The sequence below is a fragment of the Arthrobacter mobilis genome, assembly GCF_012395835.1.
Classification (GTDB): domain Bacteria; phylum Actinomycetota; class Actinomycetes; order Actinomycetales; family Micrococcaceae; genus Crystallibacter; species Crystallibacter mobilis.
The window spans coordinates 113,866-132,737 of record NZ_JAAZSQ010000001.1; the positions used below are offsets into that span (position 1 = coordinate 113,866).

19 protein-coding genes are annotated in these 18,872 nt (G+C 71.1%); 7 read left to right on the forward strand and 12 right to left on the reverse strand.

The window, feature by feature from the left end; all coding sequences use genetic code 11:
* Positions 1 to 6 precede the first annotated feature (6 nt).
* From HGG74_RS00560 to HGG74_RS00570, 3 genes are read right to left on the reverse strand one after another with little or no spacing between them, the layout of a single operon-like run.
* A complete protein-coding gene (locus tag HGG74_RS00560; RefSeq protein ID WP_205761109.1) occupies positions 7 to 1,008 on the reverse strand; it encodes an alpha/beta hydrolase in 1,002 nt (333 codons plus the stop codon).
* On the reverse strand, positions 1,005 to 2,504 hold the full coding sequence (locus HGG74_RS00565) for a flavin-containing monooxygenase (RefSeq protein WP_168484404.1): 1,500 nt from the start codon (positions 2,502 to 2,504) through the stop codon (positions 1,005 to 1,007). Before HGG74_RS00565 ends, HGG74_RS00560 begins: the two co-directional genes overlap by 4 nt.
* Positions 2,501 to 3,688, reverse strand: a complete 1,188-nt coding sequence (locus tag HGG74_RS00570) for an alcohol dehydrogenase catalytic domain-containing protein (RefSeq protein ID WP_246262489.1) — start codon at positions 3,686 to 3,688, stop codon at positions 2,501 to 2,503. The genes HGG74_RS00565 and HGG74_RS00570 overlap by 4 nt, the downstream gene beginning before the upstream one ends.
* 134 nt (positions 3,689 to 3,822) lie before the next feature.
* Between HGG74_RS00570 and HGG74_RS00575 the strand changes: the two genes are divergently transcribed.
* A complete protein-coding gene (locus tag HGG74_RS00575; RefSeq protein WP_168484405.1) occupies positions 3,823 to 5,694 on the forward strand; it encodes a helix-turn-helix domain-containing protein in 1,872 nt (623 codons plus the stop codon).
* A gap of 3 nt (positions 5,695 to 5,697) precedes the next feature.
* Here the strand turns inward: HGG74_RS00575 and HGG74_RS00580 are convergent, their stop codons facing one another.
* The 5 genes from HGG74_RS00580 to HGG74_RS00600 form a co-directional block, all read right to left on the reverse strand.
* Positions 5,698 to 6,468, reverse strand: a complete 771-nt coding sequence (locus tag HGG74_RS00580; RefSeq protein ID WP_168484406.1) for an SDR family NAD(P)-dependent oxidoreductase — start codon at positions 6,466 to 6,468, stop codon at positions 5,698 to 5,700.
* Positions 6,458 to 7,177, reverse strand: a complete 720-nt coding sequence (locus HGG74_RS00585; protein ID WP_168484407.1) for an SDR family NAD(P)-dependent oxidoreductase — start codon at positions 7,175 to 7,177, stop codon at positions 6,458 to 6,460. Before HGG74_RS00585 ends, HGG74_RS00580 begins: the two co-directional genes overlap by 11 nt.
* An 86-nt stretch (positions 7,178 to 7,263) precedes the next feature.
* Positions 7,264 to 8,622, reverse strand: coding sequence for an MFS transporter (locus HGG74_RS00590; protein ID WP_168484408.1), 1,359 nt, complete (start codon positions 8,620 to 8,622; stop codon positions 7,264 to 7,266).
* A gap of 190 nt (positions 8,623 to 8,812) precedes the next feature.
* Positions 8,813 to 9,442 (reverse strand): class I SAM-dependent methyltransferase, encoded by a 630-nt coding sequence (locus HGG74_RS00595; protein WP_312856677.1) that lies wholly within the window; start codon positions 9,440 to 9,442, stop codon positions 8,813 to 8,815.
* 3 nt (positions 9,443 to 9,445) lie between these two features.
* Positions 9,446 to 10,147, reverse strand: a complete 702-nt coding sequence (locus tag HGG74_RS00600) for a type 1 glutamine amidotransferase domain-containing protein (protein WP_168484409.1) — start codon at positions 10,145 to 10,147, stop codon at positions 9,446 to 9,448.
* 228 nt (positions 10,148 to 10,375) lie between these two features.
* Between HGG74_RS00600 and HGG74_RS00605 the strand changes: the two genes are divergently transcribed.
* The 3 genes from HGG74_RS00605 to HGG74_RS00615 all read left to right on the forward strand — a co-directional run bounded on the left by HGG74_RS00605 (position 10,376) and on the right by HGG74_RS00615 (position 14,054).
* The gene (locus tag HGG74_RS00605; RefSeq protein WP_168484410.1) at positions 10,376 to 13,150 is read left to right on the forward strand and encodes a S8 family serine peptidase; all 2,775 of its coding nucleotides are present in this window, start codon (positions 10,376 to 10,378) and stop codon (positions 13,148 to 13,150) included.
* 123 nt (positions 13,151 to 13,273) lie between these two features.
* Entirely contained in the window at positions 13,274 to 13,504 is a 231-nt protein-coding gene (locus HGG74_RS00610) for a hypothetical protein (RefSeq protein WP_246262491.1), read from the forward strand.
* 100 nt (positions 13,505 to 13,604) lie between these two features.
* Complete coding sequence (locus HGG74_RS00615; protein WP_168484412.1) at positions 13,605 to 14,054, forward strand: TIGR00725 family protein; 450 nt, start codon at positions 13,605 to 13,607, stop codon at positions 14,052 to 14,054.
* 7 nt (positions 14,055 to 14,061) lie between these two features.
* On the opposite strand, the gene HGG74_RS00620 is transcribed toward HGG74_RS00615, so the two are convergent.
* Entirely contained in the window at positions 14,062 to 14,577 is a 516-nt protein-coding gene (locus HGG74_RS00620) for a DUF6328 family protein (protein WP_168484413.1), read from the reverse strand.
* Positions 14,578 to 14,704: 127 nt separating this feature from the next.
* On the opposite strand from HGG74_RS00620, the gene HGG74_RS00625 reads away from it, so the two are divergent.
* Genes HGG74_RS00625 through HGG74_RS00635 form a run of 3 tightly spaced genes read left to right on the forward strand, consistent with a single transcriptional unit; the run spans position 14,705 to position 17,078 of the window.
* Entirely contained in the window at positions 14,705 to 15,160 is a 456-nt protein-coding gene (locus tag HGG74_RS00625; RefSeq protein WP_168484414.1) for a MarR family winged helix-turn-helix transcriptional regulator, read from the forward strand.
* On the forward strand, positions 15,157 to 16,452 hold the full coding sequence (locus HGG74_RS00630; RefSeq protein ID WP_168484415.1) for an MFS transporter: 1,296 nt from the start codon (positions 15,157 to 15,159) through the stop codon (positions 16,450 to 16,452). Before HGG74_RS00625 ends, HGG74_RS00630 begins: the two co-directional genes overlap by 4 nt.
* Positions 16,453 to 16,481: 29 nt before the next feature.
* A complete protein-coding gene (locus HGG74_RS00635) occupies positions 16,482 to 17,078 on the forward strand; it encodes a histidine phosphatase family protein (protein ID WP_312856678.1) in 597 nt (198 codons plus the stop codon).
* 115 nt (positions 17,079 to 17,193) lie between these two features.
* On the opposite strand, the gene HGG74_RS00640 is transcribed toward HGG74_RS00635, so the two are convergent.
* The 3 genes from HGG74_RS00640 to HGG74_RS00650 form a co-directional block, all read right to left on the reverse strand.
* Positions 17,194 to 17,520, reverse strand: a complete 327-nt coding sequence (locus HGG74_RS00640) for a hypothetical protein (RefSeq protein ID WP_168484416.1) — start codon at positions 17,518 to 17,520, stop codon at positions 17,194 to 17,196.
* The gene (locus tag HGG74_RS00645) at positions 17,517 to 17,852 is read right to left on the reverse strand and encodes a GNAT family N-acetyltransferase (protein ID WP_168484417.1); all 336 of its coding nucleotides are present in this window, start codon (positions 17,850 to 17,852) and stop codon (positions 17,517 to 17,519) included. The genes HGG74_RS00640 and HGG74_RS00645 overlap by 4 nt, the downstream gene beginning before the upstream one ends.
* Positions 17,853 to 18,086: 234 nt before the next feature.
* The gene (locus HGG74_RS00650; protein WP_168484418.1) at positions 18,087 to 18,806 is read right to left on the reverse strand and encodes a TetR/AcrR family transcriptional regulator C-terminal domain-containing protein; all 720 of its coding nucleotides are present in this window, start codon (positions 18,804 to 18,806) and stop codon (positions 18,087 to 18,089) included.
* Between the last annotated feature and the right edge of the window lie 66 nt (positions 18,807 to 18,872).

Consider the following 18,872-nt stretch of genomic DNA (forward strand, 5'->3'; position numbering starts at 1 on the left):
CACACGTCAGCTGGCCAGGATCGCCGCCCAGGCAGCGGCCCGGTCCAGCAGTCGGGCGCCGGTGGGAATCCTGCCGGCCGAGGTGAACAGGCCGTGGGCATGCCGGGGGAGGTGGTGGTGTTCCACCGGCACCCCGGCCCGCGCGAGCAGGCCCGCGTATTCGATGCCCTCGTCCGCCAGCGGGTCCAGGCCGACGGTGACCACAAAGGCAGGCGGCGCGCCGAGCCTGGCCAGTTCGGCGGCACTGCGCAGGCCCGGGGAGACCCGCAGGTCCCCGGCGGCATCGCCGTCGGGCAGGTACAGGTTCCGGAACCACCGCATCGAGTCCGCCGTCAGGGGGAATCCTTCGGTGATCCGGGCGTAGGAGGGCGATTCCTGCAGGAGGTTGGCCACCGGGTACAGCAGGAGCTGCCCGAGGAGGGTGGTCCCCTCCACCGCACAGCCCGGATCCGTGGCCAGGACCGTGGCGAGGTTGCCGCCGGCGCTGTCGCCGGCGACCACCACGCGGTGCGGATCCCAGCCGCGCCCGGCCGCTTGTGCGCGGACGAACCCGAGGGCGGCCCTGCAGTCCTCAAGCGGGGTCGGGAACGGATGCTCGGGCGCCAGCCGGTAGTCGACGGCGACGACGTCGAGCCCGCTGACGGCGGCCAGGCGCCGGCAGAGCCGGTCGTGGGTCTGAAGCGAGCCGATCACCCAGCCGCCGCCGTGCAAAAACAGCACGACGGCGCGCCCGGTCCCGGTTCCCGGGTCGCGGGGCAGGTAGTGCCGCAGCCGGATGGCACCGCCGTCGACCGGGCAGTACAGGTCCTCGACCCGCTCCATGGGCTCCGAGGGCACGCCGTTGGCGGCGCAGCCCAGCTCGTAGGCGGCCCGGGAATCGGCCAGCGGCAGGTCCTGGAAGCCGGCGGCGCCGCGCTCGCGGAACGCGCGGATGAGTTCGACGGCGTCGGGCGCCACCTGCTCGAGCGGCACCGCGGCTGTGCCGGCCAGGGCTGCCGCGGCGCTCACGCCTTTACCATGTCCCGCAGGGGCAGCACCGAGCCGGAGAGCACGTAGTCGGCAGGGTTCCAGCTGCCGGCCAGGGTGCGGTACTCCTCGACGGTGCCGGACCAGTTGTTGATGACCTTGCCGGCGGCGTTCTTGTACCAGCTGGAGCAGTCGGAGGAGAAGGCCGAGCCTTCCATCTCGTTCTGCAGGTTCGCGTTGTAGCCGGCCAGGACGCGTCCGCGCACCTCCACCGAGGCCCCAGGCTCCGGCAGCAGGCGCTCGAGCACCTCGAGGATGTAGCCCTGCTGGATCTCGAGCATGGTGATGATCGAGTTGTGGTTCAGGTTGGTGTTCGGCCCGTAGATCATGAACAGGTTCGGGAAGCCGTCCACGCTCATGCCCAGGTAGGCCTCGGCGCCGGCGGCCCAGCGTTCCTTGAGGTCCTCCCCGGAGGCGCCGATGATCCGCAGGTCGCCCTGGAAGGCCTGGCTGCTGAAGCCGGTGCCGAAGATGATGACGTCCGCCTCGTGGACCTGCCCGTCCGTGGTGCGGATCCCCTCGGGGACGATGGCGTCGATGGCTTCGGTGACCAGGTGCACGTTCGGGCGCATCAGCGCCGGGTAGTAGTCATCGGTGCGCAGGATGCGCTTGCAGCCGAACTCGTAGTCGGGGGTCAGCTTGCGCCGCAGTTCCGGATCGGGCACCTGCGCTGCCAGGTGGGCCAGCGCCTGCTCGACGCCGGCCCGCTGGGCGTCGGTGTCCCGGCGGGTGCGCTCGAAACCGTTCTCGCGGAAGTCGTGCAGGTGGCGCCGGCTCTGCTCGAACGTGCCCGGGTCCGCCTCGAAGGCATCGAGCTGCTCGTCGCTGAAGATCACCTGGTTCCGCGGCATGATCCAGTTGGCACTGCGCTGGAAGACCTCCAGCGATCCGGCGGCCTTGGCCACCTCGGGCACGTACTGGACGGCGCTGGCGGCAGAGCCGATGCTGATGACCTTTTTGCCGGCCAGATCGACGCCGTGGTCCCAGCGGGCGGAATGGAAGGCCTCTCCGTGGAAGTCGGCCAGCCCCGGGAAGTCCGGAATCAGGGGAGTGTTCAGCTGGCCCCAGGCAGGGATGAAGACGCGTGCGGTGTGCTCGCCGGAGCCGGCCACCTGCAGCCGCCAGAGTGCGCTGCCGCCGTCCCACACGGCCGAGGTGACTTCGCTGTTGAGGCTCAGGTGCGGCCGCAGCCCGAAGTGGTCGGCGAGGCGCTCGAGGTAGCCCATCAGCTCGTCGCGGCCGGCGTACATCCGGCTGACCCTCAGGTGCGGGAAGAAGCTGTAGCAGTAGAGGTGCGCTTCGGTGTCGCAGGCGGCCCCCGGGTAGCTGTTTTCGCGCCATACCCCGCCCAGGCCCGGGCCCTTGTCGAAGATGGCGAAGTCCTCGATGCCTGCCTGCTTCAGCCGGGCGCCCATGCCCAGGCCGCCGAAGCCGGCGCCCAGGATGACCACGTCGTGGTGGGTGGTCTGCTTGCTCATTGGTTGTCCCGTCCTTCGTCGTTGTTCCCAAAGATCACGACCTGCCGGATCACGCTGCCCGAGGCCAGGGCGTCCATGCCCTCATTGATGTCGTCGAGCACGATCTCGCGCGAGACCAGGCGCTCGAGCGGAAGCCTGCCCTCGCGCCAGAGCTGTTCGAAGACCGGGATGTCGCGCTTGGGCACGGCGGAGCCGAGGTAGCTGCCCACGATCGACTGCGCCCGGGCGGTCAGCGGCAGCGGCTCGATCGACGCCTTGGCCCCGGGTGCCGGCAGGCCGACCGTCACCAGGGTCCCGCCCATGCCGAGCAGCTGGTAGGCGGTCTCGAACGCGCCGGGGTGCCCCACCGCTTCGAGCACGACGTCGGCGGTGACGGAGCGTCCCAGCGCCTCCTCGGGAGTGTAGGCCTCGGTGGCGCCCCACTGGCGGGCGGTCTGAAGCTTGGCGGTCTGGGCATCGACGGCAATGACCTTGCGGCAGCCGGTGGCCAGGGCGGTCAGCAGCCCGGCCATGCCGACGCCGCCGAGGCCGACGACGGCGACGGTGGAGGAGGCGTCGATCCGCCCGGCGTTGAGCAGGGCCCCGCCGCCGGTCAGCACGGCGCAGCCGAGCAGGGCGGCCACGGTCGGCGGAACGTCCAGGCCCACCGGGACCACCGACCGCTCGTCGACGACCGCGTGGGTGGCAAAGCCGGAGACGCCCAGGTGGTGGGCCACGGGCTCGCCGCCGCGCATCAGCCGGGAGGAACCGGTGAGCAGGATGCCCTGTTCGTTGCTCTTGCTGCCGGCCGTGCAGGGCAGCTTGCCCTCGGTGGCGCAGGCCTGGCACTCGCCGCAGCGCGGCAGGAAAGTCATGACCACCCGCTGGCCGGGCCGGACGGAGCCGACGCCCGGGCCGACGGCCTCGACGATGCCGGCGGCCTCGTGGCCCAGGAGCATGGGGACCGGCCGCGGCCGCGAGCCGTTGACCACCGACAGGTCCGAGTGGCACAGGCCCGCGGCCTCGACGCGGACCAGGACTTCGCCGCGGCCGGGGCCGCCAAGTGTCAGCTCGTCGACGCTGATGGGCCGGCTCTGTGCGTAGGGGGCCGGGGCCCCGATGGAGTTCAGGACCGCGCCGCGGATGGTCAGCGGGGGCCGCGGCCCGGCTGCCGTGGCGTCGCTGGGGTCTGCGGTGATGCTCATGCGGTTCCCCTTTCTGTCACCGGTGTGACGTGGCGGACATTGCTGGTACGAGTCTGGCAGCCGGTACCGTACGGGGCCATGTAGAAAGTGACATACTTGGAACCAATCTGTGTGGACCCCTACAAGGAGCTGTCGTGGACCATGTGCTGGACCTGCTGGAGCAGGCCCTGGATCCTGCCACCGCCGAATTCTCCGCCCGTCTGGACCGCCTGCCGGCGGATGCCCGGGGACTGCGGATGCGCGAGGGGCTGCGCTCGGTGCGGAACCTGGCAGCCGGGGCGCGGCGGCAGCGGATGCTCACCCTGGCCCTGTCCGATACGGCCGCGGCGATTTCCTCCCTGCGGGAAGGGGACAACGCGCTGCGCGAAATCGTCACCCGCACCCGGGCCATCGTCGGCACGGACATGGCGTACATCAGCCTGAACGATCCGGGGCGGGGTGAAACCCGGATCACCGAGACCGACGGCGTCTGGACGCAGGCCTACCGGGACATCCGCATGCCCTTCAACACCGGTGTCCTGGGCCGGGTGGCCCGCGCCGACGGCCCGATCCAGGTCTCCGACTATCTGGCGGCCATGTCCGTGGAGCACCTCGAGCATATCGACGCGGCGGTGGCCAAGGAGGGGGTCAAGGCCATCCTCGGGGCGCCGATGCGCATCGGCGGGGACATCATCGGAGCGCTCCTGGTGGCGGACAGATGGTCCCACGAATTCAGCCAGGACCAGATCTTCGCCGTCGAGGCCCTGGCCAACCAGGCCGCCGTCGCGCTGGACAACCTCGAGCGGCTGGCCGAGCTGACGGATTCGATGACGCGGCTGGAGACGGCGAACCGGGACAAGCAGTCCTCCATCGGCCGGCTGGAGCGCCTGGCGGCTGCGGACGAGGAGCTCTTCGCCGCCCTCAGCTCCGCCGAGGGGCTGCCCGGGCTGGCGGCGCGGCTGAGCAGCATCCTCGGACGCCAGACCCGGCTGCTGAACCTGACGGTGCGCATCGACGCCGGAGACGTCGGCGGCGAGCGGCTGCACGCCGCACGCGCGCTGATCCCCGCCTCCCGGCACACGAACGCCCCGGTGACCGGAACGCTGGAGGACGGCACCGCCGTCGTCGTCATGGCTTCCGTGATCGAGGGCGAGACCCTGGGCGGGGTGCTGGTGGAGGGTGAACTCTCGGCCGACGACGATTCGATCCTCCGGCGGGCGGCCCTGGTCCTCGGGACGTTCATTTCCCACTCCAACGCCTCACGGCGCGAACGCGAGCGCCAGCGCGCCGAGCTCCTGGCCACGCTGATCAGCCCGCCCTCGGACGGGCTGCGCCGGCATACGGCGACGGCGGCAGCCGCCTACGGCGTCGAGGACGGATCGCCGTTCCGCGTCGCCCTCGTCGACGGGGCTCCGCGCTCGCTGGTGGACTTCGAGGAGTCCCTGGAAGCGAACCTGGGCGAGCAGCTGCTGCGGGCCCACTTCAACGACCGCCTCTACCTGGCCGCGCCCGAGCGGGTGTTTGGCTGGATGGCTGACTTCCTGGGCCGGCGCGGCGCCCGCCAGTGGGGCGGGGTGCGGATGGCCCATTCGGAGACCCTGGATTCCCTCGCCGCGATCGGTGCCGAATTCGCCCTGGCCGAGCGCATCCTGACAGCCTCGCGGTCGCTGCCGCAGGCCGGCAACGTTGTCGGCTGGCGCTCGCTGGGTACGATCGGGATCTTCCTGGCCAATGCGGACTCGCAGGTGACCCAAAGTGCGCTGCGCAGCAGTCTGGGCCCTCTGCTCGACTACGACGCCGCGCACGGGACCCAGCTCTGCGACACGGCGCTGTGCTACCTGGACGAGGGGCGCAACATCGCCCGTACGGCCGCGGCACTCGTGGTGCACCAGAACACGGTGCGCCAGCGCCTGGAGCGCATCGACTCCCTGCTCGGATCCGACTGGAATGCCGGACGCCGGGCGCTCGACCACCACGTGCTGCTGGTGGTGGCCAGGCTGCTGGCAGGTACGCCGGCCAGGCGCTGAGGCTTAGCCGTACCAGGCGCCGTCGACGGTCAGCCCGCCGTCCGCGACCAGGGTGTGGCCGGTGACGAAGGACGCTGCCGGGGAGGCCAGGAACAGGATGGCTTCGGCGATCTCCGCCGGCCGGGCGAAGCGGCGCAGCGGGGTGCGCTGGATGATCGGCCGCTTGTCGAGCTGGCCCGCTTCCGCCAGAGCTTCGGTGAAGGAAGTCTCGACGTAGCCCGGGGCCACCGCGTTGCAGCGGATGCCGTGGGGCGCCCATTCGACCGCGAGCGACCGGGTGAGCCCCTCGATGCCCGCCTTGGCCGCGTTGTAGCTGGCCCGGTGGGGCATGCCCATGCGTCCGGCGACGGAGGACAGGTTGACGATTGCTGCCCGGCCGCTGGCGGACAGCGCGGGAAAGGCCGCCTGGCAGGCCCACATGGTGCCGCTGAGATGGACATTGACCATTAGTTCCCAGTCCTGTGCCGGGAGCGTCTGGCTGGGGCCGGGCCGGGCGATTCCGGCCGAATTGATCAGGACATCGAATCCTCCCCACCGGTCGTGGACCGTGGCCAAGGCCTCGGCGACGGCCTCGCGGTCGCTGACATCGCAGCCCAGCTGGAGGAACCGCCCCTGGGTCCCGGACCCGGTGGCGGTGCCGGGGCCGTCCGGCAGGTCCAGGACGGCCACGCGGTGTCCCCGCCCGAGCAGCGCCTCGGCGCAGGCGCGGCCGATGCCGGAGCGTCCGCCGGTGATGACGGCGCCGAGGGGCTGTCGGTGGTTTTCAGTTGACATAGAAGCCTCCGTTGATGCTGATGTTCTCACCGTGAATGAACGAGGCCGCCGGGCTGCACAGGAATCCGATCACCGCAGCCACTTCGTCCGCGGTCCCGTAGCGGCCCAGCGGTGTGCTGCGCAGGATCGTGTCCCCGGCGGCCTCCCGCAGCGGCCGGGTCATGGGGTTGTCGATGATGCCCGGGGACACCGCGTTGATGCGCCGCTGCCCGCCGAGCTCCCACATGAGCGAGCGCATCAGGCCCAGCAGTCCGGCCTTGCTCGCCGCGTAGTGCGCATGGCCCTTGCTCCCGCGCAGTCCCGCGATGGAGCTGACCAGGACGATGGAGGCGTCCGGAGCCAGCCGGGGCAGCGCCGCGTTGATCATCCGGTACACCGCAGTGAGGTTGATCTCGAGGCAGCCCTGCCACTCGTCCTCGCTGATGTCGGCGAAGCCGCGGGCCGGATAGATGCCGGCAGCGAGGACCAGATAGTCGATCCTTTCGCCGGCCGCGGCAACGGTAGCGCGGGCCGACTCCGGATCCTGCGCGTCGTAGCCGGTGTAGCTGAAGTTTTCCGCATCCCCGGCCGGCAGCCGCCGGTGCGCGGGTGCCAGGTCCGCGGACACCACGCGGACGCCGCGGGCCAGCAGCAGCCTGGCGACGGCCTGGCCGATCGATCCTTCACCGCCGGTGACGACGGCTGTCCGCTGGTGGTCCTGGACGGCCACAATTTCTCCTTATCTACGGCCGCGGGCCCGCCCTGAAGGGCGGACCCGCGGCTTTTCCGGTGATGGTGTGGGGCCTGCCCCCATCCCTAGCGGATCGGCTCCCGCTCCCCGTCCAGCGTGGACAGGTCGAGTCCGCGGGTTTCCTTGAGCATGGAGAGCGCAATGGCCGAGATGGCGAGGACGGCCAGCACGTAGACCACGATCGGCAGCGTGCTGTCGAACTTATTCATCAGCATGGTGGCGATCATCGGCGCGATGGAACCGGCGAAGATCGTGGCGATCTGGTAGGTGAAGGAGGAGCCCGAATAGCGCATGCGAGTCGGGAAGATCTCCGACATCAGGGCGGCCTGAGGTGCGTAGGCCGCGGCCTGGACGGTGAGGCCGAAAGCGGTGCTGGCGAAGATTGCCCAGAAGTTGCCCGTGTTCAGTGCAGGAAAGAACGTCACGGCCCAGACAAACAGGCCCGCGTAGCCGATGCCGATCGCACCCTTGCGGCCGATCTTGTCGGAGAGCCAGCCACCGCCGAGCATGGCGAAGATCTGCACGACGTTGGCCAGGAAGAGCACCAGCAGAATCATCGAGTAATCGGCCTTGACCTGGACGGTCAGGTAGGAGATCGAGAAGACGATCATCAGGTAGTAGGACGAGTTCTCGCCGATGCGCATGATCAGGGCCTTGGTGATGCGGCCGGGGTAGGTACCCAGAACTTCGCGGAGCGTTGCCGCTTCCTGCTGGGCCTCGCGCTGCCTGCGCATCGCCTCGAGATACACCGGAGCGTCTTCGACGGTGCGGCGGATCATGTAGCCGATGAAGATGATCAGGGCGGAGAGCCAGAAGGCAACACGCCAGCCCCAGGACATGAAAGCGGACTCCTCGAGGATCCAGGACAGGCCCAGCATGACGACGGTTGCCAGCACGTTGCCGACCGGGGCGGCGGCCTGCGGGAAGCTGGCCCAGAAACCGCGCTGGTGTTCGGGGCTGTGCTCGCTGACCAGCAGGACCGCGCCGCCCCATTCGCCGCCGACCGCGAAACCCTGGAGGAACCGCAGGAGCACCAGCAGGACCGGGGCCCAGTAGCCGATGGTCTGGAAGCCGGGCAGGCAGCCCATCAGGAAGGTGGCTGCGCCGACCAGCAGCAGGCTGAACTGCAGCAGCTTCTTGCGTCCGTAACGGTCGCCGAAGTGTCCGAAGACCAGGCCCCCGAGCGGGCGGGCCACGAAGCCGACGGCGTAGGTGGCGAAGGCGGCGATGATGCCGTCCAGCGGGTTCCCGGTCTTGGGGAAGAACAGTGCCCCGAAGACCAGCGTCGAGGCGGTGCCGTAGATGAAGAACTCGTACCATTCGGCGACGGTGCCGGCCATGGAGGCGGCCACCACGCGCTTGATGCGCGACTGAGGCGGCTGCTGCCGGTTCCGCACGCCGGCCTGGTTCAGGGCTTGTGCCATCGTAAAAACTCCTCGCTGCTTGGGTGATGACGATCACGCTCATGCCAGCATTCCTGCTCCGGGCAACAGCGGCTATGGAGGAGTTCACACACATTCACCCGGCGGGTGTAGATATGCGTCAGCTGCTTCGATCACCTGTTCGACCGCGCGCCTAGTCGACCGCGGGCGGCAGTTCCCGGCGGCCGCCGGCCTACCCGGCCGTGGCCGAGCCGCGCACCAGCGGGTTCGCCGGGTTCCATCCCGGTCCGAGGGTGAACTCCTCGTCCACCTCCACGCTGAAGCCGGCTGCCCGGAGGGCGGCCACGGTGTCCCGGTTGGGGTGGCAGCCCTGGGCCGCGAAGGACCACAGCGGCTGGACGGCGTCCTGGATCCTGGCGTGCCGGCCGGTGCCGCGGACGTGTTCGAGGAAGAGCAGGCTGCCGCCGGGCTTGAGCACACGCCGGGCCTCGGCCAGGGCGGCGGCCTGGTCCGGGACCGTGCACAGCACCAGGGTGAAGACGACGGCGTCGGCGGCCGCATCGTCCACGGGCAGGGCCTCGGCGCTGCCGGCCGCGACGGTGGCCCGGGCGGCCGCACCGGAGGACGCGGCCGCCAGCTTCGCCGCCAGCCGCCGGCGCATGTTCGGATCCGGTTCCACCGCGGTCACCGTACATGCGGCCGGGAAGTGCGGCAGGTTCGCTCCGGTGCCCGCGCCGACGTCAACCACGTTCCCGCTGAGTCCGGACAGCAGCGCGGCACGCCGCCAGCCCAGCTCCGTGGCCTCGGCCCGGCGCATCGAGGGGTCGTACAGGTAGGCGAACAGGGCGCTCCCAAGGCCCACGGGCTACCTTTCCAGCGCCTCGAGCACCGTGCGGGCGACGTCGGTGCTGGACTGCGGGTTCTGCCCGCTGATCAGGTTGCCGTCCACCACCACGTGGCTCTGCCAGGCCGGCCCGGTCTGCACGTCCGCGCCCTTCTCGCGCAGGGCGGACTCGAGCAGCCAGGGCGTGTTCTCCCCGGTGCCGCCGGCCAGTTCCTCTTCGTTGGTGAAGACGGCCAGCCGGCGGCCGGCGAAGGCGAAGCGGCCGCCGTCGTCGATGGCGCTGAGCAGGCCGGCGGGGCCGTGGCAGAACGGCGCGATGATTTTGCCGTCCGCCTGGGCCTTGAGCAGGATCCGGCGCAGGTCCGGATCCTCGAAGAGGTCCGCCATCGGGCCGTGCCCGCCGGGCAGGACCACGGCGTCGTAGTCCCCGGCGTCCACGTCGGCCAGGGCCAGCGGCGCGCGCAGTTCGTCCTCGATGTCGTGCAGGTAGCCGGCCAGTTCGTCGGCCCTCTCCAGGCCGCCGGCGCCCTGCGGGCTCAGGCTGGCCAGGTCGGCGGTGGGTTTGGCGCCGCCGGGGGTGGCGATGTCGATGCTGTGCCCGGCCTCCGTGAGCATCCGGTGGGCGGTCACGAGTTCCTCGGCCCAGTAGCCGGTGGGGTGCCGCGAGCCGTCCTTCATCAGCAGGGAGTCCGCGGCGGAGACCACCATCAGGATTCTGGCCATGCTGTGCTCCTGTCCTTGGGGCTGCCTGCGAGTCTAGTAGCGCCGCCCCGGCGGGCCAATGCCTCGGGCCGATGCGCCGGGCCAAGGCCCCGGTGATCGGATCGTGGAGGCGCGGGCCTGAGCCGGCAGCGGGTTGGGGAATGGTTTAACCTGCGGCGTTGTTATATCCCTCGACCCCGGACTCCCAGCCAGCGTCCGGTCCTTCCAGACCCGCACCCGAGGATCCCGATGTCCATATTCCGGAGCACCGCCGCCACAGCGGCTGCCGCCTGCCTGTCCCTGCTGTTCGGCCCGGTCATCCAGCTTCCGGCAGCTGCCGCAGCCGCTGCCGCCGAGCTGCCCGAACCGGCCGCCCACGAGGTCCGCGAAGCCCCCGAAGGTTCAGTCACGGACCGGTTCATCGTCAAGTTCAGCGATGCGTCCCGGCGCAGCCCGGCCGAGCGGGACCGCGCCTACGACCGGGCCGCCGGCGCCGTCGGCACCGCGGCGGAGGAGAAGCGCACCACCGCCGACGGGGCGAAGGTGATCGAAACCGGCCGGGAGCTCAGCGCCGCCGATGCCGGCAAGCTCGCCGGCGCCCTCGAAGCCCGCGCCGACGTCGAGTACGCCGAGCCGGACATCCTGTTCCGGCCGGTCATGACCCCCAATGACACCCACTACGGACTGCAGTGGGACCTGTCCGGGGACCAGGCCGGGATGCGGATGCCCGCGGCCTGGGACCTGGCCACCGGTGCCGGCACGGTCGTGGCCGTCGTCGACACCGGCATCACCGCCCACAGCGACCTCGATGTCAATGTCCTGCCCGGCTACGACATGATCTCCGATGCCGGCGTCTCCCGGGACGGCAACGGCCGGGATCCCTCGGCCCGGGACGAAGGCGACTGGTGCGAGGCCGAGGCCTCCTCCTGGCACGGCACCCACGTCGCCGGGACCATCGCCGCCGTCGCCAACAACGGCAAGGGCGTCACCGGCGTCGCCTACGACGCCAGGATCCTGCCGGTCCGCGCCCTGGGAGCGTGCGGCGGCTACCTGTCCGACATCTCCGACTCGGTGATCTGGGCGGCCGGGGGCAGCGTGCCGGGTGCGCCGGCCAACCCGAACCCGGCCGACGTGATCAACCTGAGCCTGGGGGCCCAGGCTGCCTGCACCACCGGCATGCAGAGCGCCATCGACTTTGCCACCGGCACCGGTGCCTCCGTGGTGGTCGCTGCCGGCAACGAGAACCAGCCGGCGGCGAACGTCGCACCCGCCAACTGCGCCAACGTCATCACCGTGGCCTCCTCGGGCCCCGACGGAAGCCGCGCCCCCTACTCGAACTACGGTTCGTCCGTGGACGTGACCGCCCCCGGCGGGGACATGACCGACTCCTGGAAGGGCGGCATCGCCTCCACCATGAACGACGGCACCACCACGCCGTCGGGCGAAAGCTATGCCTACTCCGAGGGCACCTCCATGGCCGCCCCGCATGTCGCCGGGCTGGCCGCGCTGATGCTCTCCGCCGGCCCGGGCCTGGCCCCGGCGGATCTCGAAGCGCAGCTGAAGGCCACCGCCCGGCCCATCACCTCCTGCAGCGCCGGCTGCGGGGCCGGACTGGTGGACGCCGCCGCGGCCGTCGGCGCCGCTGGCCCCGTGTCCGAACCGGCTCCCTCGCCGGCAGCGGAACCGGCCGAACCCACCCTGTCCGCCGGCAGCCCGGCCATCACCGGCACCGCGGCCGTCGGTGCCACGCTGACCGCCGACCCCGGCACCTGGACCCCGGGCACCACCTTGGCCTACCAGTGGAACCGGAACGGGACCGCCATCCCGGGCGCGGCGGCGAAGAGCTACACCCCGGTCCCGGACGATGCCGGCGCCACCCTCACCGTCACCGTGACCGGAAGCCAGGACGGCTACGCCCCGGCGTCCGCCACCTCCGCGGCCACCGTGCCCGTGGCCGCAGGCACCCTGCAGACCTCCGCTCCGACCATCTCAGGCACGGTGAAGGTGGGGTACACCCTGACCGCGGCCCCTGGCACGTGGACCGCGGGCACCACCTTGGCCTACCAGTGGTACCGCTCCGGCTCCGCAGTGCTGGGGGCCACCGGCCCGAAGTACGCGCTCACGGCCGCCGACGCCGGCAAGACCATCACGGTGCGGGTCACCGGCACCAAGGCCGGCTACACCGCCGCATCCCGGGTCTCGGCAGGCACCCCGGCGGTCGCCCCCGGCACCCTGCAGACCTCCGCTCCGACCATCTCCGGTACGGTGAAGGTGGGGTACACCCTCACCGCGGCCCCGGGCACCTGGACCTCGGGCACCAGCCTGAAGTACCAGTGGTACCGCTCGGGGACGGCCATCACCGGCGCCACGGCGAAGTCCTACCAGCTCACCGGTACGGACGCCGGCAAGCTCATCAAGGTCCGGGTCACCGGGTCCCTGGCCGGCTACACCACGGCATTCCGCGACTCCGCGAACACCCCGGCGGTCGCCCCCGGCACGCTGCAGTCCTCCGTTCCGACCATCTCCGGCACGGCCCAGGTCGGCCAGACCCTGACCGCCTCCAAGGGCACCTGGTCCTGGGGCACCTCCTTCGCCTACCAGTGGCTGCGCAACGGGACCCCGGTCGCCGGGGCCACCGCCAGCACCTACAAGCCGTCCGCGGCCGACGTCGGGGCCAGGCTGGCGGTCCGGGTCACCGGCACCAGGACCGGCTACACCCCGGTGGCCAGGACCTCCGCCGCCACCGCGGCGGTGGTGAAGGGAACCCTGCAGTCCACCGCGCCCACCATCTCCGGCACGGTGAAGGTCGGCAGCACCCTGACCGCCCTGACCGGCACCTGGACCTGGGGGACCAGCTTCACGTACCAGTGGTACCGCTCGGGCACGCCCGTCACGGGCGCCACCGGCAAGACCTACACGGTGGTCTCCGCCGACCGCGGCCACCGGCTCAAGGTGCGCGTGACCGGGACGAAGGCCGGCTACACCACCGTCCAGCGCTACTCCCCGGAGACCAGCCGGCTCTGAGCCAGCGGTTTTGCCGGATGATCACCCGGATGAAACGTGCGGGCAACCTGTGCGGGCCATGATGGAGATGGTCAATGACGACTCCAGCTAGATCGCTTCCAGGATCGATGGATGGAGGACTCCATGAACACCTCACACTTGGGCGCACCCGTCAGGGACATCTCGCTCATCAGCCGCGGCGACCACATCGAAGCCCGGCGCGGCACCACGTGCTACCGGGGCCGGGTCAAGGACACCGCACCCGGAGTGGGGCTCGTCTGGATCCGCGAACACGGCCGGGGAATCCGCCGGGCCTTGCCGGCCGACGAGTACAGCATCTACCGGCTGCCTGCGCTCGGCGGGGATCCGGAGTGAGCCTGCCCTCGGCCGGGCCGGCCTCCCCGGTCTAGACTGCCCGGGACGGGGACGACGGCGGCACCCGGGCTCCGTGCCCGGGTGCCAGTGAGGGGCGGGCATGTATGCAGGCGTGGTGGGGCCCGGCGAGGAGGCGGCCGACGGCGAGTGCGCCGCCGCCTACGAGGTGGGCCGGCTGCTCGCCCAGGCCGGCGCCGTCGTCGTCACCGGCGGCCTGGACGGCGTCATGGCAGCGGCCAGCCGGGGCGCGTTCGAGCACGGCGGGGTGACCGTCGGGATCCTGCCCGGCGCCGACCGGGCGGCGGCGAATCCGTACCTGACGGTCTCGCTGCCGACCGGAATGGGGCAGCTGCGCAATGCCCTGCTGGTGCGCTCGTGCGACGCGCTGGTTGCCGTGGGCGGCAGCTGGGGCACGGCGAGCGAGATCGCGCTGGCCTGCCGCACCGGCGTGCCGGTCTACACGATCGGCGGCTGGCGGTTCGACGCCGCCGGCCCGGTGCCGGTGGCCTCGGCGGAGGAGGCGGTCCGCAGGCTGCTGGCCGGGAGGTAGCCGCCGGTCAGGTCCTGGGGTTCGGGTTCCGGGTGACGGCGCTGTGCTTGAGGACCCGGGGCAGGATCCAGAGCAGGCCGACCATGACCACCAGGACCGCGCCGCCGATGATCAGGGCCAGCCGGTCACCGGCGACGACGTCCACGATGAAGGCCACGCAGCCGGTGGCCATCACGCCGATGCCCAGGACGGCTGCCTTCACGATGCGGTGTCCCTGGGCCACGGTGGCATCCTTGACGTGCAGGCCGAAGAGCTTGCGGTGGATGGCGACCGGCGCCAGGATCAGTCCGGTCATCAGGGCGGAGAACACCAGCAGCGCGATGTACAGGCCGACCTGGTAGTCCTCCAGGTCGTCGAAGCGGTTCTGGAAGGGCAGGGTCATCAGGAACGCGGTGATGATCTGGGCGCCGGTCTGCATGACGCGCAGTTCCTGCAGCAGATCGTTCCAGTTGCGGTCGAGCTTTTCCTCGAAGGACTCCCGCCGGCCGTGCGATTCCTCATAGACCTGGTCTTCGGTGGACATCTTGCCAATCTACCCGATGGCCGGGGAACGAAGTGTCGAAGTTGGGACAGGGCGCGGCCGGTTGGACCGCCGCCCGGTATTTCGTTAGCATTGCTAATGAGCTTTGCTAACGAAATCCGGAGGCCCGATGAACGTCCAGTCCAAACCTGCCGGCCCGGAGCAGGCGCTCAGCCCTGATGCGTTGGCGGTGGAACTGCGGATTGCCGTGATGCGCACCTCGCGCCGGCTGCGCACCGAGGCCAGCGGCGACATCATTCCCGCCGGGCAGTACACGGTGCTGGCCCACCTCACCGGCGGTCCGCGCACGCTGCGCGAACTGGCCGACCGGGAGCAGGTGCAGGCCCCGTCGATGACCCGGATTGTCAACGGCCTGGCGGAGCAGGGCCTGGTCGCCCGCCAGACGCACCCCGAGGACGGGCGGCAGGTGCTGGTCCGCATCACCGAAGCCGGCGAGGCGGTCCTGGCGGAGGCCCGCAGCCACCGCACCGCCTGGCTGGCGCAGCGCCTGGCGGAGCTGGGGGAGGACGACCGCCGGATCCTGGGCCGGGCGGCGCACCTGATGCAGGAGATGAGCGCCCGATGAGCAGCATGTTCCGGGCCCTGGCCGTGCCCAACTACCGGCTCTGGTTCGCCGGGGCGCTGGTGTCCAACGTGGGCACCTGGATGCAGCGGGTGGCGCAGGACTGGCTGGTGCTGACCAGCCTGACCGAGCACTCCGGCACGGCCGTGGGCATCACCACCGGGCTGCAGTTCCTGCCGATCCTCTTCCTGGGCCCCTACGCCGGCCTGATCGCGGACCGGCACCGCAAACGGCGGCTGCTGCTGCTCACCCAGACGGCCATGGGCCTGTGCGCGCTGGTGCTGGGGCTGCTGGTGGTCACCGGCACGGTGCAGCTGTGGCACGTCTACGCCATCGCGCTGGCCCTGGGCATAGGCAGCGCCTTTGACGCGCCGGCCCGGCAGGCGTTTGTCTCCGAGGTGGTCGGCCAGGACGACGTGCCCAACGCCGTCGCCCTGAACAGCGCCTCCTTCAACACCGCCCGGCTGGCGGGTCCGGGCCTGGCCGGCCTGCTGATCGCCTGGCTGGGCACCGGCCTGGCCTTCCTGGTGAACTCGGCCAGCTTCGCCGCCGTCATCCTGGCCCTGTGGCGGATGCGCAGCACCGAACTGTCCCCGGCCGTGCGCGCCGGACGGGGCAAGCACCAGATCCGGGAGGGGCTCCGGTACGTGCGCGGCCGCCCGGACCTGGTGCTGATCCTGGTCCTGGTGGGGGTAATGGGCACCTTCGGGATGAACTCCCAGATCACCAATGCCATGATGGCCACCTCCGTGTTCGGCAAGGGGGCCGAGGAGTACGGGCTGCTGGGCTCGGTCATGGCGGTGGGCACGCTGGCGGCGGCCCTGCTGGCCGCCCGGCGCCAGGGCTCGCGAATGCCGTACCTGGTCGGCGGGTCCATCGCGTTCGGGATATCCGCGGTTGCCGCCAGCCTGATGCCCGGGTTCTGGCTGTACATGCTGATGCTGGTGCCGGTGGGCCTGGCCTCGCTGACCATGCTCAACAGCGCCAATACCAGCATCCAGCTGTCCGTGGAGCCGCAGTTCCGCGGGCGGGTGCTGGCGCTCTACATGGTGGTAATGCAGGGCGGTACGCCGCTCGGCGCGCCGCTGATCGGCTGGATCGGGACCGAGTTCGGGGCCCGCTGGGCGGTGGCCATCGGCGGGACCGTACCGCTGCTGGCCGGAGTGTGTGCCCTGCTCCTGCTCAGCCGGCGCAGCGGGGTCAGCCTCCGGGCCCGGGCGCGCCGCCTGCCGCTGCGGCGTCCGGCCGGCCGGGGCGCGGACCGGTCCGGCCGCGGGGCGGGCACGCCACGGTAGGATGTCCGGGACACTCCAAGGAGGAGACCGTGCCCCGTTTTTCCGATGATCCTGCCGCAGGCGGCGCGCTGGTGCTGGTGCGCCACGGCCAGACGGACTGGAACGCCGCCGGCCGGCTGCAGGGCCGGACGGATATCCCGCTCAACGACGTCGGCCGCGGCCAGGCCCGGGCCGCCGGCCGCGCGCTGGCCGGCGGCGGCTGGGACCTGCTGGTCTCCTCCCCGCTGGGCCGCGCCGCCGAGACCGCCCGGATCATCGGCGAATGCACGGGCCTGGAACTGGAGCGGCACGAGCCGGGGCTGCTGGAGCGCGACTACGGCACGGCCGAGGGCGAATACCTGAACGGCCTGGCCGAGGCGGAACTGGCGAGGATCTTCGGGGTGGCCGAAGCCGAACACGCCGTGGCCGCCCGCGGCACCGCGGCCCTGCGCCGGCTGGTGGGGGAGCATCCCGGCCGGCGAATCATCGCCGTCGCGCACGGGACCCTGATCCGGCTGACGGTTTCGGCCCTGCGCGGGACGGCGCACCCGCGGGTGCTGAACGGCCAGGCCGTGGCGGTGGACCTGGACCTGCTGCAGGAGGGCGGCCGGGAACCGGCCGCGGCCGTGCCCGTCACGGCGTCGTAACAACCTTCTGCCGGGCAGGGACGGCGCTGCGCGGCTGACGGAGGACCGGGACGCACGGCGGGAGGCCACCCTCAGGTGGCCTCCCGCCGTCGTGGTGCCCGGGTGGGCTTCAGGCTCAGCCGGCCAGGGCCGGCACGGCCGTGCGGCTGCCGGATGCTGCGCCGGCCACGACCCGCAGCCGGCAGCCGGCCTGGGCCGGGTCCGCGCTCGCGGGCAGGCGCTGGGCGCCGGCGCAGGCCTGCAGTTCGTCCAGGACCGCGGGTTCGACCTGCGCAGCACTCAGGTCGATGGTGATTTCCAGACCCGCGGCCAGGGAATTGGCCCGCTTGGCCAGGGAATAGAGGGCATGGACGTTCCGGCTGGTGACCGGGCCCCCGACGCTGATGCAGGCGGCGGATCCTTCCAGGTCCACCCGCACCAGGACCTTGAGTTTGCCGTTCACCGCTTGCCTGCCTTCCGGGTCCGGGTGAGGCTCTTGCTGAAGCGTGCGCGCTCGGCCTCCGGCACCAGCCGCATGAACACCGGGTGGGAAAACACATGCTGGCGCGTCTCGGGGCAGAAGGGCAAAACCGACAGGCGCCGGCGGTGCGCTTCGACCAGGGCGTTGCGGACGAGCCCGTCCTTCAGCTTCCGGCTGCGGTAGTTGCGGTCCACGTCCATGTCCAGCAGCCACATCTGGCCGTCCTGGATCCGGTACTGCAGGGATCCGGCGACCATTCCGTCGACATAGGCATCGAACTGCGAGGCGTCGAAGTTGTTGCGGATTGCGTGCATGCATTTCTCCTCATCTGTCACGCCCGGGAGCGCGGCGCTGCCGTTCCGGCTGGGGGGCCGGGTGATCCTCTCCTGGTCCGGGCGATCTGCAGTCCCGGGCCTGCCGGCCCGGGACTGCAATCGGATCTTGCTTACGACGTAAGCAAAGCATGCTTAGTATTCAGGTGACAAATCATCATGACGTTTCGGCGGGTCGGGGCAGGGAAATTCCCGCGGCGCCGGCGGACGCAGGCTTCAGCCGGCGAGGTTCTCGAGCCGGTCCAGCAGGTTCTCCAGCGACTCCTCGAACTCCTGCGCGGAGTGGTCCTCGGAGAGCAGCTTCTGCAGCCGCTGCAGCAGCGGGTAGCCGCCCAGGTCCGCCTCCTTCGGCGGATGCGGCTCGGCTTCCTCGACCGGTCCGACGTCGGCGCCCATGGCCGCCACTTCCAGGAGCAGGTGGCCGATCAGAAAGCTGCTGAAGGCCCGGTAGGCGTCCACGGCGGCCTTCTCGGAGAAGCCGGTGGAGGTCAGGGCCTTGAGGAACGACTCCACCCAGCGCAGGCTGCGCAGCGGCGGGCGCACCCAGGGGGCTTCGGCGGGCCGGGTGGCGATCAGCGGGAACACCTGGGGATGGGCCAGGGCCAGCCGGCGCAGCCCGTGGGCCAGCCGCAGCAGGTAGTCCTGCCAGCCGTGGCGCGGCTCGACGTAGACTTCCGGGTCCTCGTACAGCTGGTCGATCACCGTCTCGACAATCCCGTCGAGCAGGCTCTCCCGGGAGGGGACGTAGCGGTACAGCGACATCGCCTCGACCCCCAGCTCCGTGCCCAGCCGGCGCATGGTCAGCTGGCGGACACCGAACTGTTCAATGAAGTCCGCGCCCGCCTTGAGGATGCGCTGGCGCTCCAGACGGGGTTTCGCGGTGGTGGGGTCGGCGTCCTCCGGGTCCGCCGCGGACTCTGGTTCGGATTCGAACATGGTTCTCTCCTCCCTGCAGTCTGCCTTCCACCCTACGCCGCACCGCCGGAATGCGCCGCTGCCGGC